Below are 15458 nucleotides of genomic sequence, written 5' to 3' on the forward strand. Positions count from 1 at the left end.
ACCCTTCCTTCATTAAGATCCTGTACTTGCGAATGCACGCAGTCCATACAACCAAAACCGATAGGCGATGACGAGTGAGAGCATAGCGACGAGCGGGGTCGCCAATGCAAACATGGTGAACCCACGTCCTTCAAAGAAATACATCGCCGGATAAAATGCCGTGAAGCCAAATGGAATGATATACGTTAAGACGAACATGATGACTTTCGAATAGATGGTCATCGGATAGCGTGCAAAATCACTCAAGCTGAAGACAGCGAATACGACCGGTAGACTATCAATCATCCAAAACGAGAATGTCGCAAAGAATAGGTTCACCGCGATATAAATCATTCCGCTCGCGAGAACCATGACGAGTAGGACTAGAATATCCATCATACTCCATGTCATTCCTAGCTCATTCGAGGCGAGCCAGAGCACACTCCCACCAATCAAGAGTTGACCAAACCCATCTTGTTGAACCCGTTCGGCGACGATTTGGAACAACGGGTTTACGGGACGCATCAGAATGCGGTCCAAGTTCCCCGTGCGAATATATTGCCAACCAATCGTCCAAAGGTTATCAAAAAAGATATGATGAACAGCCCGGCCTAAAAACGCGATTCCGTAAATGAACAAAATCTCATAAAATCCCCATCCGTTCAGCGACTCGATATGTCGAAAGACGATGGATAAAAAGAAGAGGGCGGCAAATTGTTGACCGAAGACTGACAAGACGCCAATCAAGAAATCCATTCGATATTCCATCATTACTTTGAAATGATTTTTGGCATAGAGCCAATATAGTTTCGCGTATCGTTTCATCCACCAAACACCGTCACTTTCCGAACCGCATATGCGAATAAGAGTCGTACAAATAGAAAGAATGCCACGACCCATGCGAGTTGAATCAGAATCGACGGCCATATACCAGATGCTTGGATGTCACCTGTATATATGGCGACAGGTACATAGACAAGAGAAGCGAACGGTAAATATAAGCTGATCGTCTGGAACCAGTCAGGAAAAAGTGTCAGCGGAATGATTGCCCCGGACATAATCGTAATGACCGCCTCCTGTAAGACAGAAAGTCCCCATACGTTCACCGTATAAAAGGAAAGCACACCGACGAGTAAATCGATCAGTGTCGCAAGAAGGATTGCGAGTACGACGCTGATCGAGAAGGCGAACGCACTCTCAAGTGAGGTCGGTGGGTCAACCCCGATAAACAGCATGGCGATAACGAGAAGTGGTAGCGTCGACCGAAAAAAGGTCGACGTTTTTGTCCCGATATCTTGCGCGAGTAACTTATCCAGTAAATGATACGGTCGAAGCAGTTCGACGGCGACTCCGCCATGTTTAATGAGATGCGCGAGTTCGCGTCCGGCCCCTCCCCGGAATTGATCGAGCATCGTTGCGAGGACCGCATACGTCAACATCATCGAGAGCGAGATACCTGACACGTCAGTCTTATTCTCATAGACGGCCTGCCAAAAGAAATATAAGATGAACAGTCGCATCGTCACCGAGAACATACTCGCCCAGTACCAGGCTGTGTAAGCCATATCGACTTTGATTTGCGAGGAGGCGAGCGCTACATATTTTTTAAGCCTCATGCACTCACCTCTGGCTGATACAGATTTCGAATCAATGTCTCCATTTTTGGCACGACAACGGATAAATCTTTCACTTGATTGCAGTTCACGATTTCACGGATCAGTTGTCCACTTGAAATCTCATGATGGTTGAATGCTAATTGAATCGTATCTGTTTCTCGATCAGAGGTGAGTTCCGTGACGAATCCTGTCACCGACGGCGGGACGGTGAATGATGTCTCGTCGTCGAGTGTGATTTCAAGGGTGCGTTCATTGTTGAACGTCTGTTTGAGCGTTTCGATACGATCGTCATAAATGATGCGTCCCTCGTCTAGAACGATTACCCGGTCACAGACTTCCTCGATATCCTGCATGTCGTGCGTCGTCAAAATGACTGTTGTCCCCCAGGCATCGCTGATTTCGCGAATAAACGCCCGAATCGTCTCTTTGATGTCAATATCGAGACCAATCGTCGGCTCATCCAAATACACGACACGAGGTCGGTGTAAGAAGGCGGCTGCGAGCTCACAACGCATTTTTTGTCCTAGTGATAATTGGCGGACTGGCACATCGAGAAGCGGTTCAAGTTGGAGACGTGCAATGAACCAAGCGACGGTCTCCTCGAACTCTGCGCGCGGCACTTCATAGATTTCTCGAAGCAGGTCGAACGACTCACGGACGGGAATATCCCAAAACAATTGGGTCCGTTGGCCGAAGACTGCCCCGATTTGTCGAGCATTTTGAATCCGGTCCTCATGCGGATCGATTCCAAAGATGCGGACGGAACCGGTATCGGGACGAAGGACACCGGCGAGCATTTTGATGGTTGTCGATTTTCCGGCACCGTTAAAGCCGATATATCCAACGCGTTCGCCTGGAGCGATAGACAAGTCAATTCCTTTCACGGCTTCTTTGGTGCGATACTTTCTTGAAAACAAAGCTTTGATGGCGCCTTTTAATCCGGCATCTCGTTCTAAAATTTGATAGTGTTTCACAAGGTCGCGGACCTCGATAGCTGACTGTGACATACGTTCCTCCTTAATCGTGCAAGCGTTTTCCTTCATCAGAATAGCATGTGAATATGGGATTTCCTACCTGTACAAAAAAAGACCGGACAATGAAGTCCGATCTTAGGATGATTTTGTTTGTCTTCCGTATGTTCCGAGACGCCATAGTTTCTCAAACGGTCCATAACGGTGACTCTTCAGCCACCACATCGAGAAGGACGATTGCACAATCAAAATGGCGATGCTGAGGAATAGGCCTTCGGTTAAGGAAAGACTTCCGTATGCGCCAAGAGCAATCACCGGAATGACGACGATCAGCGTATGCGTCAAATAGTTTGTGAGTGCCATCCGCCCGAGCGCTTGGAGCGGGGCGAACGTGCGACCTTTTCGAACGGCGACCGTGAACAGACAGACATATGTCGTGGCGAGTAGTTTTCCGGAGACGAGAACGGCCGCAGAGTTCGTCGCCGAATACTCGGCACCGTTACCGTAGTGATGCCAAATAATGACTGCGAAGAACGGTAGGGCGGTTACCGTACAGATGATAGCTGTCTGCGTCAGTCCTTGGATGCTCCAAGTGAGGAGTTTCCGTTCCCGTCCGATATAAAGGCCGAACAAGAACAGACTTAGAATTTCAACCCCGACAAAAAATGAGTTTTGGAACATGGCAAAAATCTCTTCGTCTAGGCGATAGTCGAACCATGGGCCGAATCCAGAATTGAAGACGGCCGGGAAAGGATCTCCATTAAACCTAAATCCGAGCGACAATTCTAAGTACATGGATGACACATAGAACAGTAAAAAGCTCCCAATCAATAAACTCCACGCCCATGTCAATATCGCGCGGTTACTCAACCCATAAAAGAGAGGGAGCAATAAGCCCCACATCGCATACGTATGTAAGATGTCACCCGACCAAATCGCCAAATGCGCGAGACCGAATAAGAAAAGAATCGCAATACGGCGTATGTAACGACTGACCGATTCACCTCGGGCGTAGGAACGCTCGAGGAAAATCGAAAAGCCGATCCCAAATAAGAGGGAGAAAATCGTATAAAACTTCGTCTGCACGAACAAGTCGAAGAGGGTGCGGACGAACAAGTCGCTTCCCGCATAGTCGGGACGACCGGACATCCAGTCGCTCCCGAGCATGGTAGGAATATTGACGAGGAAAATGCCGCAGAGGGCAAACCCTCGGATAATGTCATACAAAATAATCCGTTCATTCGTTTGAATTGGGCCAGCCATACGACACGTCCTTTACTGAATTAGAATACTTTCGTCGTCCACGATTCACAGTTCCAAACGTCTGTGACGATATCTTCATAGAATTCTGGTTCGTGACTGATGAGGAGGACGCTGCCTTTGTACTCTTTCAATGCACGCTTCAACTCTTCCTTCGCGTCGACGTCTAAGTGGTTCGTCGGCTCATCGAGTAAGAGTAAGTTTGTTTCGTTGTTTAAGAGTTTGCAAAGACGTACTTTCGCCTTTTCTCCACCACTGAGGACAGAGATTTTACTTTCAATGTGCTTCGTCATGAGACCGCATTTCGCGAGCATCGCGCGCACCTGTTGTTGGTTGAGTGACGGGAATTCGCTCCAAATCTCTTCGATACACGTGTTGTTGCTTGATGCGGCTTCCTGTTCGAAGTAACCCATTTCGAGGAACTCACCACGTTCGACTGTTCCTTCAAGCGGGTTGATCAAGCCGAGTAAGCTCTTCAAGAGCGTCGTCTTCCCGATTCCGTTCGCTCCGACGAGGGCAATCTTTTGACCGCGCTCCATCTGAAGGTCGAGCGGACGTGAGAGTGGCTCATCGTATCCGATGACGAGACCTTTCGCATCAAAGATGAGGCGCCCCGATGTACGTGCCTGCAAGAAGCGGAATTCTGGTTTCGGACGTTCCGCACTCAATTCGATGACATCCATCTTATCGAGTTTCTTCTGACGTGACATCGCCATGTTTCGTGTCGACACACGCGCTTTGTTTCGGGCAACGAAGTCTTTCAAATCCGCGATCTCGGCCTGTTGACGCTTGTAGGCGGCTTCAAGTTGCGAACGCTTCATCTCGTACACTTCCATGAACTTGTCATAGTCCCCGACATAGCGGTTCAACTCTTGGTTTTCCATATGGTAGACCAAGTTGATGACACTATTTAAGAACGGGATATCGTGGGAGATCAAGATGAAGGCATTGTCATAGTTTTGAAGATAGCGTTTCAACCACTCGATATGCACTTCATCCAAATAGTTGGTCGGCTCATCGAGGAGCAAGATATCTGGCTTCTCTAAAAGTAATTTTGCGAGCAATACTTTCGTACGCTGTCCACCTGACAAGTCCGTGACGTCACGGTCGAGACCAACGTCTAAAATACCGAGACCGCGTGCGACTTCTTCTACTTTCGCGTCGATGATATAAAAGTCGTTCGAGTCGAGCGTTTCTTGAAGCTCACCGACCTCTGCGAGCATGTCTTCCATCTGTTCCGGTGTCGCGTCGCCCATCTCCATGTAGAGTTCGCCGATGCGCGTCTCCATGTCAATCAGGTATTGGAAGGCACCTTTCAAGACGTCCCGAATCGTCATCCCGCGCTCAAGTACCGCGTGTTGATCGAGGTAACCGACACGGACGTTTTTCGCCCATTCGATTTTCCCTTCATCCGGTTGCAGCTTGCGCGTGATGATGTTCATGAACGTCGATTTTCCTTCACCGTTCGCTCCAACGAGACCGATATGCTCCCCTTTTAAGAGGCGGAAAGAGACATCGTTCAAAATAGCGCGGTCACCAAAGCCGTGGCTCAAGTTTTGTACCGTTAATATACTCATAATTCGTTTTCGTTCCTTTCAAAGTAAACTACCCGATATTGTAGCATGAATTGGATCAAATTAGTACGCCAGTCCGACCGACTCTCGTACGTGTTCCTGTTCTTCAATCGTATGAAGCATGAACTGGGCGACGTCTGCCCGTGAGATGTGCTTCCCGTTCTCTGGCACTTCATCGATGGCCGTGCGATATGTCGAGGTGCGAGGACCGTCCGTCAATTGCATCGGTCGTACAATCGTATAATCGAATGACGAATTTCGCCATAAGTCCACGGCTGCCCGATGATCACGGAGCGGCTTCCGGAGCATGAACGTAATGGCTTTCCCGGCAAGTCCAGGTATCTCATTGTCGATACCGGCTGAGGCCAAATAGACGACGCGTGAGATGCCATTCGTCTTCATCGCGGGGACGAGCTTGTCCGTGACACTCGCTAAAAAGTCCGGATCGCTCAAATCCGTTCCGAGACAGCTGATGACCGCATCATGACCGTGCATCGCTTCTGTTAAAGCATCGACATCATATAAGTCGCCTTCGATGATTTCAAGTTGTGGCGTCCGAATCAACTTTTTCTGTTCACGAACGAACGCGGTGACGTCATGACCGTGCTCGATGGCTTGATCGATGAATTGATGTCCGGTTCGACCGGTTGCGCCTAAAACGAATAACTTCATAAGGGCAAGGCTCCTCTCTCATATCCAATATCTACAGTATACAGCAGTTTCAGAAAAATCGAACATTTCACCGTTTGATTCCAACCTATTGCATTTCTCGTCAGCTCGTCTACAATAAGGTCTATCTTAAATAAATAGATTCGCACTCGTATATCAGCGGAAATATGGTCCGCAAGTCTCTACCGAACTACCGTAAATGGTTCGACTACGGGTGGCGCTTGTCGTATGCTATCGTTGATTTCCATGCGGTTCGTTGCCTCCCGATGAGGGGTGACGAATCGCATTTTTTATTGGAGGGAAAACAATGAAGCAGTTAGAAGACAAAATCCGTGAAGAAGGTCGGGCCCTTTCCGACCAAGTGTTGAAAGTCGACGCTTTCTTGAATCATCAGGTCGACCCGGTACTTATGCAAGCCATCGGCAAAGAATTCGCAGAACGTTTCAAAGACGCTCAAATAGACCGCATCGTCACACTCGAATCGAGTGGGATTGCGCCGGCGATGATGACGGCGCTTGAGATGGGTATCCCGTTCGTATTCGCGCGTAAACGAAAATCGCTGACACTCCAAGACGACCTCGTGGAAGCGGACGTTTATTCGTTCACAAAACAAGAGACGAACCGCATCAGCTTGAGCCGACGCTTCGTCTTACCAGGCGAACGTGTTCTTGTCATCGATGACTTCCTCGCGAATGGGGAAGCGGCACTCGGACTGACACAACTCGTGGAAGCGGCAGGTGCAGAGGTCGCAGGCGTTGGGATTGTCATCGAAAAGTCATTCCAACCAGGGCGCGATAAATTGATCGAGCGTGGCTATCGCGTCGAATCGTTGGCACGCATTGCGAAATTAGAGAAAGACCATATCTCGTTCGTGGAGGTCGTTCGATGAATACGTTCAAGACAGCTAGTCTAGGATTCCAGCATCTACTCGCGATGTACACGGGAGCGGCAATCGTCCCACTCATCGTCGGTGGTGCCATCGGGCTTGGTCCAACCGAGCTCGCCTATCTCGTCGCAATTGATTTATTCATGTGTGGGGTGGCGACGCTACTACAAGTATGGACGACACGCTTCACTGGTGTCGGATTGCCGGTAGTCCTCGGATGTACGTTCACTGCGGTCGGTCCGATGATCGCCATCGGAAGCGCGAACGGGATCACTGCCATTTATGGCGCGTTGATTGCGAGCGGGCTCATTGTCATCCTCATTTCTGGATTTGTCGGGAAACTCGCGCGCTTCTTCCCGCCGGTCGTGCTCGGTTCGGTCGTGACGATCATCGGTCTCTCGCTGATTCCGGTCGCCGTCAATGACATCGGTGGCGGGATGCCCGGTGAACCAGGGTTCGCATCGATGCAGAATCTCGGATTAGGTGGTTTAACGATTCTACTCATTCTCGTCTTGAACCGTGTCGGGACCGTCTTCACGCGTGCTGCTGCCGTCCTCTTTGCCGTATTGGTTGGAACAGGGGTAGCCGCTTCGCTTGGTCTCGTCGATTTCAGTCCTGTTCGTGAAGCAGGATGGTTCCAAATGGTCCAGCCGTTCTACTTCGGGATGCCGACATTCGACCTGTCTGCCATCCTCGTCATGACGCTCGTCGCCATCATCTCGATGGTTGAATCGACAGGGGTGTTCTTGGCGCTCAGCGATATCACGAAACAACCAATCGGTGCGAAAGAATTGACGAAAGGGTATCGTGCGGAAGGCGTCGCAACGATTCTTGGAGGGATTTTCAACAGTTTCCCGTACACGACGTTCAGTCAAAACGTTGGACTCGTTCAATTGTCAGGTGTGAAATCGCGTCGCGTCATCTTTTGGACAGGCGGATTGCTCATCTTGCTCGGATTCCTCCCGAAAGTCGCTACGTTCACGACATTGATTCCGAAGCCTGTGCTTGGGGGAGCGATGCTCGTCATGTTCGGAACGGTCGCTGCTTCTGGCATTCGTATCCTCAGTCAAGTCGACTTTTCGAAAAACGAGAACTTGATTACCATTGCGCTCTCAATCGGTGTTGGGCTCGGTATTACCGCCAATCCAGCCATCGTCGCAAACATGCCGGAGTGGCTGCGGTTGTTCACGGACAGTGCTATCGTGGCAGGCTCATTCACGGCGCTCGCATTGAACGGATTTTTCCGTATGATGGACCGATTCCGTCCCGGGACAATCATTGCCGAGGAACGGCAAGTCAGCTAGACTGAAGGAAATAGTAGTCTAGGAGGAGTCACGAATGGGGAAAACTGCACTTGTTGTAGGCGCGACTGGCTTGATTGGCCGCGAATTGGTTGAACAGTTGTTAGAGAGTGACCGTTATGATGCGGTCTGGATCGTTGTCCGTCGCTCGAAGCGTTGGAGTCATCCGAAGTTACATGAGGTCGTCGGTTTCGAGGAGATGGATTCATCCCTTCCACAGATCGACGACGTGTACTGTGCGCTCGGCACAACGATTGCGGTAGCCGGCTCGCAAGAAGCGTTCAAACAAGTTGATTTAGAATTACCACTTGAAGTCGCCCGTGTCGCCAAGGCACATGGTGCGACGCGCTATGCGGTCGTATCGGCACAAGGCGCATCATTGCGTTCGACTTTCTTTTACAACCGTGTGAAAGGGGAGCTTGAGAACGCGTTACGTATTTTCAACTTCCATCACTTGATTATCGCGCGTCCTTCTCTGTTACTCGGAGAGCGTCATTCATTCCGCTTCGGGGAGAAAGCGGCCGAGGTCATCAGTCGACCGTTCCAGTCAATCTTGCTTGAGAAGACACCGGAAGTCGCACCGATTCAAGCGCTGCATGTCGCTCGTGCCTTGATTATGGCCTCTGAAGAAGGCGAAGGAATCGAAGTGTTGACGTCAGGGATGATGCAGAGGATGAGCCGATGAATCCATTGACAAAAAAGCGAACCAAAGCAGTCATGATTGACAGTGTCATTGCAGGTCTTGTCAGCGTGGGCGTAGAACAGCTCGTGCGAAAGAAAGTAAAGAGCGAGTTTGTGCATGCGGTCATCACACCGACACTACTGACATATGCCATGGAAGCCTGGCAAATGAGTCGGGGTGGACAAACAATCGGTTATAAACTGATGGGACTTGAATTGAAAAACGATGACGAAACGCCTGTCACGGCAAAACAAGCGCTACAACGCGCCCTGCATCGTGATACTTCGTCAGTCGTTCGTTATTGGAAAGACCGTGCGCATTTCGAACAAGAAGAAGGCGCTGTTTTACCGCACGATGCCCGTTACCATATGCATGTACGTGAAAAGAACTGACCGATATGGCCAGTTCTTTTTTCAATCTTTGATTTTACTTAAGATGGCAGTTGTTAAGGCGACAATCGTCCCGAGGACGAGTCCGTTAGAGAAGACGGTCGCAAGAAGCGGTGGTAACTCATTCATTGATCCGGGTGGCAGAAGCATCGCCCCGGCACCGATGACGAGCGGGAGTCCGACCGTGAGAGATGCCGTGGACTGCTTCAATTCAAAGGCCGCCTCATTGATTCCGATGATGATCATCGTTGCAATGAGCGGTGTCACGATTGCATAACCGACAGCGGCTGGGATGCTCGCAATCAACGAGACGAATGGACCGATGAGTGCTAACGCCATCATGAGGGCGTGGGCAATCAAATGCGGGGTACGCTGGACGCTCTCCGTCGAAGAGAGAAAACCAGCTGTCCCGGAGATGGCGACAGGACCCGGTGTACCGAACAGACCGGCCACGATTTGACTGACGCCACTGGCGACACCCGATGCGGGAACGTTCCCTTTGATTTCTCGTTTTTCGCGAGAACTGACGATGCGCTCAATCAACTTGATGTTCGCAAGGACGTTCGTCATGAGAAGTAAGGTGATGACGAAAGCCGTTGGCAACAAGTTCCAATCCCATACCCAATTTCCGAACGGAAGAAGTTCTGGTACGAGGAAGAAGGATTCTGAACGAACGATTGGATTTCCAAGGTCGAGTAAATGGAATAAGCCGAACCCGACGAATAGTGTCATGACGAGCCCATATTGTTTAAAGCGACTTTGCTCGAGCGTGAGTGCGAACAAGACAAGACCTGCCGTCGCCACTGCCTGAACGACGTTGATTCCGTCTTCCGTCACCCCAAAGCCACCTTTAATGACGGCCCCTGATAATTGAAGGACGAGCAAAATCATATAGACGCCGAGCACTTGCGGTGTAAACAGGGCGAGCATGCGTCTTAAGATACCAGTGACGGTCAACAACACACCAAGGATTCCACTCAAAAACAGCATGAATCCGAGTGCTTGCAAGGTCTCTTGCTGACTTCCGTATAGAGCGGGACCGATGGAGGCGTATAAAGTGAAGACACCCCACCAAATGCCGGCAGGTCCTTCGAGTATCGGGAGGCGATGGCCGAGCAACGTTTGGATGATGCTGAAGAGTGCGAAGATGAAGAGTGAGCGGGAGATGAAGGTCATCGTCTCATCTGGCGACAGTTCAAACAAGGCGGCGATGGAGAGTGGTGGTACAATATTTGTAGCTAAAATAAAAATAAACCACTGAATCGTCGTGGTTACATTACTTCTGGTCATGGTGTCCCCCTGATCATGCTTTTTCTTATTAGTGTAACGTTATGATGAAGTGGATGCAAACGGAGGCTATATAATGAAGAAATTCTTCAAGTGGACCGCACTCTCAATCGTAGGATTGCTTGTTGTCGCGGTAGCAGGCTTTTTGATTTGGACGCAGTTCACGTACGGACCGACCGATGAAGCGACACAGTATGCGGAAGAGGGGAAAGTGGTCGACAACCGTCTCGAGTTCGGAGATACGACGAGCGAGATCGGCATCATTCTTTATCCAGGAGCAAAAGTGGAGAAAGAGGCGTATGCGTATTACGGAACACGTTTAGCCGAGGAAGGGTATTTCGTCGCCATTCCGTCGCTTCGTCTCAACTTAGGCATTTTAGATATCGACGCAGCCGATCCAATCATCGAAGCACATCCGGAGATTGAACGTTGGGTCGTGGCCGGTCATTCACTCGGAGGTTCGGCGGCATCGGGTTACGCGCTTGAGCATCAAGAGGCGGTGGAAGGTGTCATTTTCCTCGCATCGTATCCAATCAGCTCGATGGTCGATAGTGACTTACGCGTGCTATCTATCTCGGGTGAGTTGGATGGATTAGCTGTCCCAGAAGACATCGAGGCGAGTCGAAGCGACCTTCCTGACGATAGTCAATTCGTACAAATCGAAGGCGGGAATCATGCAAATTTCGGAATGTATGGTCCTCAAAAAGGCGATCAGGAAAGTCCGCTCACATCGAAAGAACAACTCGACGAAGTCCTATCCGCGATTCTCGAATGGTTATAAAAAACGTGCGCACCTGCATCTGAAGTGACCCCTAAAAGTTAGACACGGTTATTTCATCTAGGCTACGTGAACGAACTGGGTCCGGTATTGCACCGGACTCAGTTTTAATTTTGCCTTGATTCGTCGTGTGTTGTAATAGTCTATGATTCATACTATCTTTCCCTTCCCGATAGGCCATGACGGCGCTTAACTTTTGATCAGTTGTAAATTTAGTCATTAAAAAACTGCACCTCCAATTGTTAGATGTGTCTAACAATTGGGGTGCAGTTCACATCGAGGTGCGCACGTTTTTAACGTTGGTCGAGCGAATAACTGACTGCGGTCAACCCGGCTGTGACGAGGGCGACCAAGCCGCCTACGAGCGCGAGCGTCATGATAGGGCTTGTCGCATAGACGACACCACCGAGAGCGGAACCGAGTCCGATCCCTACGTTACTCGCCACGGGCATGAGTGACGAGGCGAGACCTTTGGCGTTCGGGTTAAACTTCTCCGCCAAGTCGATCAAATAAATCTGTGTCGACGTCGTCAATAAAATCGCCATGAACGACATGAGGGCGATATTGAAGAGACCGAGCGTCACATTCGACGTCGTCACGAACAATGCGGCCAAGACGAACGCTTGGACGAGAAAGACGAATCGTAAGCGTCCGATCGGATTGTGACTGGCGATCTTTCCGGCAGCAATATTACTGAAGATCGAGATGAAGCCGTAGGCGAATAAAATCGGACTGACCCAAGCGACCGGTACACCGAGTACATCTTTTAAAATCGGTACGAGATACGTATATACGACATACGTCGCCCCAAAACCGAACGCCGGAATCAAGAAGGCAATCAAGATGCGCGGATTCGTCAGGAGTGCCATTTGTTCACGGAGTGATGCTTTTTCTTGAGACAAATGATTCGGCAAGACACGATAAATGGCAACCCAGGCGACTGCACCGAGTGCGGTCGTTAACCAAAATGTGGATTCCCAGCCTGCTTGTTGTCCGATGAATGTTCCGATTGGAACACCGAACACGTTGGCCATTGTAAAGCCACCAAAAATAAAGGATACGGCTACCCCTCGTTTTGCCGGAGGGACGCTTTCGCTAGCGACGAGCATAGCAAGCGAGATCAACACACCTGTGACGACGGCCGTCAACATGCGTAAGGCGAGTAACCACTCATACATGGGAGCGAGACTGCTCAACAAGTTCAATAAGGTGAAGAGAATCGTCAAACCGAACATCAATTTGCGTTTTGGAAGATGGCTCGTCAAGGACATCGTGATTGGCGTACCGACGGCAAAGCTGATGGCGAATGCCGATACGAGACTTCCAGCCGTTGCGATGGAAATGGATAGACCGCTTGCGATATCAGGCAAAATGCCGACAATGACAAATTCACTCGTTCCGAGAACGAAGGTTAATAAGGATAGGGATAAAACTAAAGTCCAGTCGCTTCGACTGAGCGAGCTTGTCTTCATGTTCAAACACTTCTTTCTATTTCATTCATTAGTAGTTAGACATCAGTCTTTTATCACGTTACAAGATTTTTCCCAAAAGAAAAACCCTTTTCTCCCAAGTCGGAAGAAAAAGGTGCATCAACGCCAAAACACTGTGGCTTCGACACCGGCGTGGTCGGAGACGACAGGTCCGTTTTCGCCGTCGAAGACGACGGCATGACGGGAGACGTGAATGGGTGCATTCGTCAACATCAAGTCGATGCGTAGCGATTTCTTGTTTTCATCCCATCCGGCGATTTTCCCTTGGACGGTCGCATCGCCTTCGCGTTCCGTTGCGAGATGGAACAAGTCTTGAAGCCCACTATCCATCAAATAATCGTATCCTTCGCCTCGAATGAAAGCATCGTTGTTGAAATCACCGAGTAGGAGCGCGTGGTCGTCATGCTCCACGCGACGCAGGAGCTCGTCAAGTTGATGCTTCACTGGCTCCTCGTCGTCATGCCACCATCCGAGGTGACACGAGTAGACGGTCGTCGGCGTTTCAGGACCTTCAATCACGGCTTTGACGATTTTACGGGACTTGTAATTGTCAGGGTCCGTCGTCTTGGATACGAAGAATGATTCGGTCGATAGAAACGGTGTCCGTGACAAGATGGCGACGCCTTCCTCGTAAATGTCATATCCGTAATGGGCAAAGTCCCATGTCATGTGATAGTGAAGATCTAACTCTTTCAGGCGCTCGACGAGGACGTGTGCGAAGTTGTTCTCACGGATGTTCCCATAGATGAGGGGGGCCTCTTTATGTTGATTGACTTCTTGGAGCGCGATGAAGTCATACTCTTCGCTTGCGATACGTTCGACAATCGCATCGATTTTCTCTTGTTGACGGTCTTCTAACCAGGCATGACAATTGAGCGTTAAAATATTCACGATAGTCCTCCTTTAGAAAAAGGCCAACTCTCGAGCGAGTTGGCCAGTAGATTATGCACCGATGACGTCTTGAATGTCTGATTTCAATACGTCGGCTTTCGGGCCATAGATGGCTTGGACTCCACGGTCTTTCACGATAAGACCCATAGCGCCATTTTTCTTCCATTCTGGTTCGTCAGAGACGAGTGTAACGTCTTTAACGGTCACACGAAGACGAGTCATACATGCGTCGACATCCTCAATGTTTTCTTCCCCACCGAGAAGTGCAATAATCCCCATGACTTGTTCGTTACCTGTAACGGATGATTTTTCTGTCGTTTCTTCCATGTAGTTCCCGTTACGTCCTGGCGTCGGTAGGTTCATCTTCTTAATGAAGAAGTTGAAGACACCGAAGTTGAGGAAGAAGAACACGACAGAGACGAGCACGAAGTTGATCAAGTCTTGAAGAAGTCCTGCTTTGACAATCATCGGAATGCGCGTCAAGAGTTCGATTGCACCGAAGGCGTGTACACGTAAGTCGATGATATCTGCCAATGCGAAGGCAGCACCGGCCATGAGTGCGTAAACGACATAAAGAACTGGTGCGACGAACATAAACATGAATTCGATCGGTTCTGTGACACCTGTCAAGAAGACAGCGAGTCCGGCCGATAAGAACATCGGCTTGTATTGTGCCTTCTTATCCGCGTCGACGTTGCGGTACATCGCATACGCGGCACCAATCAATGCAGCGAATGACAAGATGACTTGCCCGACTTTGAAACGTGCTGGAACGACATCAGCGAGAAGCGCGTTGTATGCGGCCGTATCACCAGCAGCACGCAAGTTGACGAGGTCCGTCACCCATGCCAACCAGAGTGGGTCTTGACCGGCAACGACCGATCCAGCTGTCGCACCTGTTAAAATCGTATACGTTCCACCGAGCTCTGTGTAGTTCATTGGTACTGTGAGCATGTGGTGTAAACCGAACGGCAAGAGGAGACGTTCGAGCGCACCGTAGATGAACGGTGCGAGGACAGGCGCCGTGTTACGTGATGTGGCAATCCATTCACCAAAGCTGTTGAGTGCACCTTGGATGGTTGGCCATAGAATCGATAGAACGATGGCAGCAACGACTGAACCAAGGATAACGACGAATGGTACGAAGCGCTTCCCGTTGAAGAACGAGAGAGCGTTCGGCAACTTGTTGAAGTTGTAGAAACGGTTATATAGTGCACCACCGAGGAAACCGGCGATAATCCCGACGAACACACCCATGTTGAGGGCAGGTGAGCCGAGTACAGATGTGAAGTAATCAGCGACGACAAGGTTCGCACCGAAGAGTGACTCGATTGTCGCTTCCGGATCTTGAAGCATGGCACCGTTGACACCGAAGATGGCACCTGTGACACGGTTGATCAAGATGAAGGCGAGAAGTGCTGCGAATGCACCGCCTGCACGATCTTTTGCCCACGAACCACCAATCGCGACTGCGAAGAGGATATGTAAGTTGACGATGATGCCCCAACCTAAATCTTCAATGATACGAGCTGTTGTTAATAAGATACCGACATCTCCGGCTGACATTCCAATCAATTTTCCGATGGAAATCATCAAACCGGCAGCTGGCATGACGGCGATGACGACCATCAAGGCCTTACCGAGTTTCTGCCAGAAATCGAATGAGATCAATTGTTTCATGCTAT

At 49.9% G+C, this 15458-nt stretch carries 15 protein-coding genes, 1 pseudogene and 1 riboswitch; of the genes and pseudogenes, 5 read left to right on the forward strand and 11 right to left on the reverse strand.

The genetic code is table 11. The features are described 5' to 3' along the window. Positions 1–12: 12 nt before the first annotated feature. The 6 genes from GVY42_RS11890 to GVY42_RS11915 all read right to left on the reverse strand — a co-directional run bounded on the left by GVY42_RS11890 (position 13) and on the right by GVY42_RS11915 (position 6072). The gene (locus GVY42_RS11890; protein ID WP_159563323.1) at positions 13–804 is read right to left on the reverse strand and encodes an ABC transporter permease; all 792 of its coding nucleotides are present in this window, start codon (positions 802–804) and stop codon (positions 13–15) included. Continuing rightward, positions 801–1595, reverse strand: coding sequence for an ABC-2 family transporter protein (locus GVY42_RS11895; RefSeq protein WP_159563324.1), 795 nt, complete (start codon positions 1593–1595; stop codon positions 801–803). The genes GVY42_RS11890 and GVY42_RS11895 overlap by 4 nt, the downstream gene beginning before the upstream one ends. Continuing rightward, positions 1592–2602: an ATP-binding cassette domain-containing protein gene (locus GVY42_RS11900; RefSeq protein ID WP_159563325.1), complete on the reverse strand. Its 1011-nt coding sequence runs from the start codon at positions 2600–2602 to the stop codon at positions 1592–1594. Before GVY42_RS11900 ends, GVY42_RS11895 begins: the two co-directional genes overlap by 4 nt. Positions 2603–2704: 102 nt before the next feature. Further along, positions 2705–3829 carry a DUF418 domain-containing protein gene (locus GVY42_RS11905; RefSeq protein WP_159563326.1) on the reverse strand — a complete coding sequence of 375 codons (1125 nt, stop codon included), beginning with the start codon at positions 3827–3829 and terminating at the stop codon, positions 2705–2707. A 20-nt stretch (positions 3830–3849) separates the two neighbouring features. Next, positions 3850–5403 carry an ABC-F family ATP-binding cassette domain-containing protein gene (locus GVY42_RS11910; protein WP_015880457.1) on the reverse strand — a complete coding sequence of 518 codons (1554 nt, stop codon included), beginning with the start codon at positions 5401–5403 and terminating at the stop codon, positions 3850–3852. Positions 5404–5463: 60 nt separating this feature from the next. Then, positions 5464–6072, reverse strand: coding sequence for an NAD(P)-dependent oxidoreductase (locus GVY42_RS11915; RefSeq protein WP_159563327.1), 609 nt, complete (start codon positions 6070–6072; stop codon positions 5464–5466). A 126-nt stretch (positions 6073–6198) separates the two neighbouring features. Beyond that, a riboswitch (purine riboswitch) is annotated at positions 6199–6300 on the forward strand. Positions 6301–6376: 76 nt separating this feature from the next. Here GVY42_RS11915 and GVY42_RS11920 point away from each other — a divergent pair. The 4 genes from GVY42_RS11920 to GVY42_RS11935 are packed head-to-tail and all read left to right on the forward strand — an operon-like array spanning position 6377 to position 9330. Continuing rightward, a complete protein-coding gene (locus tag GVY42_RS11920; RefSeq protein WP_159563328.1) occupies positions 6377–6958 on the forward strand; it encodes a xanthine phosphoribosyltransferase in 582 nt (193 codons plus the stop codon). Beyond that, positions 6955–8259, forward strand: a complete 1305-nt coding sequence (locus GVY42_RS11925; protein ID WP_159563329.1) for a nucleobase:cation symporter-2 family protein — start codon at positions 6955–6957, stop codon at positions 8257–8259. The genes GVY42_RS11920 and GVY42_RS11925 overlap by 4 nt, the downstream gene beginning before the upstream one ends. Before the next feature lie 34 nt (positions 8260–8293). After that, entirely contained in the window at positions 8294–8941 is a 648-nt protein-coding gene (locus GVY42_RS11930; protein WP_159563330.1) for an NAD(P)H-binding protein, read from the forward strand. Next, complete coding sequence (locus GVY42_RS11935) at positions 8938–9330, forward strand: RDD family protein (protein ID WP_074034978.1); 393 nt, start codon at positions 8938–8940, stop codon at positions 9328–9330. Before GVY42_RS11930 ends, GVY42_RS11935 begins: the two co-directional genes overlap by 4 nt. A gap of 21 nt (positions 9331–9351) precedes the next feature. On the opposite strand, the gene GVY42_RS11940 is transcribed toward GVY42_RS11935, so the two are convergent. Further along, positions 9352–10617 carry a purine/pyrimidine permease gene (locus GVY42_RS11940; protein WP_159563331.1) on the reverse strand — a complete coding sequence of 422 codons (1266 nt, stop codon included), beginning with the start codon at positions 10615–10617 and terminating at the stop codon, positions 9352–9354. Positions 10618–10690: 73 nt separating this feature from the next. On the opposite strand from GVY42_RS11940, the gene GVY42_RS11945 reads away from it, so the two are divergent. Beyond that, positions 10691–11395 (forward strand): alpha/beta hydrolase, encoded by a 705-nt coding sequence (locus GVY42_RS11945; protein ID WP_159563332.1) that lies wholly within the window; start codon positions 10691–10693, stop codon positions 11393–11395. A 57-nt stretch (positions 11396–11452) separates the two neighbouring features. Here GVY42_RS11945 and GVY42_RS11950 read toward each other — a convergent pair. From GVY42_RS11950 to GVY42_RS11965, 4 genes and pseudogenes are all read right to left on the reverse strand, one after another. Then, a pseudogene (locus tag GVY42_RS11950) lies at positions 11453–11539 on the reverse strand (IS3 family transposase); the annotation flags it as partial. Between the two features lie 146 nt (positions 11540–11685). Next, entirely contained in the window at positions 11686–12864 is a 1179-nt protein-coding gene (locus GVY42_RS11955; protein WP_159563333.1) for an MFS transporter, read from the reverse strand. Between the two features lie 117 nt (positions 12865–12981). Further along, positions 12982–13773: an endonuclease/exonuclease/phosphatase family protein gene (locus GVY42_RS11960; protein WP_159563334.1), complete on the reverse strand. Its 792-nt coding sequence runs from the start codon at positions 13771–13773 to the stop codon at positions 12982–12984. 51 nt (positions 13774–13824) lie between these two features. Further along, the gene (locus tag GVY42_RS11965) at positions 13825–15453 is read right to left on the reverse strand and encodes a PTS transporter subunit IIBC (RefSeq protein ID WP_159563335.1); all 1629 of its coding nucleotides are present in this window, start codon (positions 15451–15453) and stop codon (positions 13825–13827) included. Between the last annotated feature and the right edge of the window lie 5 nt (positions 15454–15458).

Origin of the sequence: Exiguobacterium sp. 8A, from assembly GCF_902506275.1 — a bacterium.
Taxonomy (GTDB): Bacteria; Bacillota; Bacilli; order Exiguobacteriales; family Exiguobacteriaceae; genus Exiguobacterium; species Exiguobacterium profundum.

What these genes read in the sequence shown, in the direction of transcription:
- GVY42_RS11890 (WP_159563323.1), bottom strand. Translation starts at nt 804, where the DNA reads ATGAAACGATACGCGAAACTATATTGGCTCTATGCCAAAAATCATTTC.
- GVY42_RS11895 (WP_159563324.1), bottom strand. Translation starts at nt 1,595, where the DNA reads ATGAGGCTTAAAAAATATGTAGCGCTCGCCTCCTCGCAAATCAAAGTC.
- GVY42_RS11900 (WP_159563325.1), bottom strand. Translation starts at nt 2,602, where the DNA reads ATGTCACAGTCAGCTATCGAGGTCCGCGACCTTGTGAAACACTATCAA.
- GVY42_RS11905 (WP_159563326.1), bottom strand. Translation starts at nt 3,829, where the DNA reads ATGGCTGGCCCAATTCAAACGAATGAACGGATTATTTTGTATGACATT.
- GVY42_RS11910 (WP_015880457.1), bottom strand. Translation starts at nt 5,403, where the DNA reads ATGAGTATATTAACGGTACAAAACTTGAGCCACGGCTTTGGTGACCGC.
- GVY42_RS11915 (WP_159563327.1), bottom strand. Translation starts at nt 6,072, where the DNA reads ATGAAGTTATTCGTTTTAGGCGCAACCGGTCGAACCGGACATCAATTC.
- GVY42_RS11920 (WP_159563328.1), top strand. Translation starts at nt 6,377, where the DNA reads ATGAAGCAGTTAGAAGACAAAATCCGTGAAGAAGGTCGGGCCCTTTCC.
- GVY42_RS11925 (WP_159563329.1), top strand. Translation starts at nt 6,955, where the DNA reads ATGAATACGTTCAAGACAGCTAGTCTAGGATTCCAGCATCTACTCGCG.
- GVY42_RS11930 (WP_159563330.1), top strand. Translation starts at nt 8,294, where the DNA reads ATGGGGAAAACTGCACTTGTTGTAGGCGCGACTGGCTTGATTGGCCGC.
- GVY42_RS11935 (WP_074034978.1), top strand. Translation starts at nt 8,938, where the DNA reads ATGAATCCATTGACAAAAAAGCGAACCAAAGCAGTCATGATTGACAGT.
- GVY42_RS11940 (WP_159563331.1), bottom strand. Translation starts at nt 10,617, where the DNA reads ATGACCAGAAGTAATGTAACCACGACGATTCAGTGGTTTATTTTTATT.
- GVY42_RS11945 (WP_159563332.1), top strand. Translation starts at nt 10,691, where the DNA reads ATGAAGAAATTCTTCAAGTGGACCGCACTCTCAATCGTAGGATTGCTT.
- GVY42_RS11955 (WP_159563333.1), bottom strand. Translation starts at nt 12,864, where the DNA reads ATGAAGACAAGCTCGCTCAGTCGAAGCGACTGGACTTTAGTTTTATCC.
- GVY42_RS11965 (WP_159563335.1), bottom strand. Translation starts at nt 15,453, where the DNA reads ATGAAACAATTGATCTCATTCGATTTCTGGCAGAAACTCGGTAAGGCC.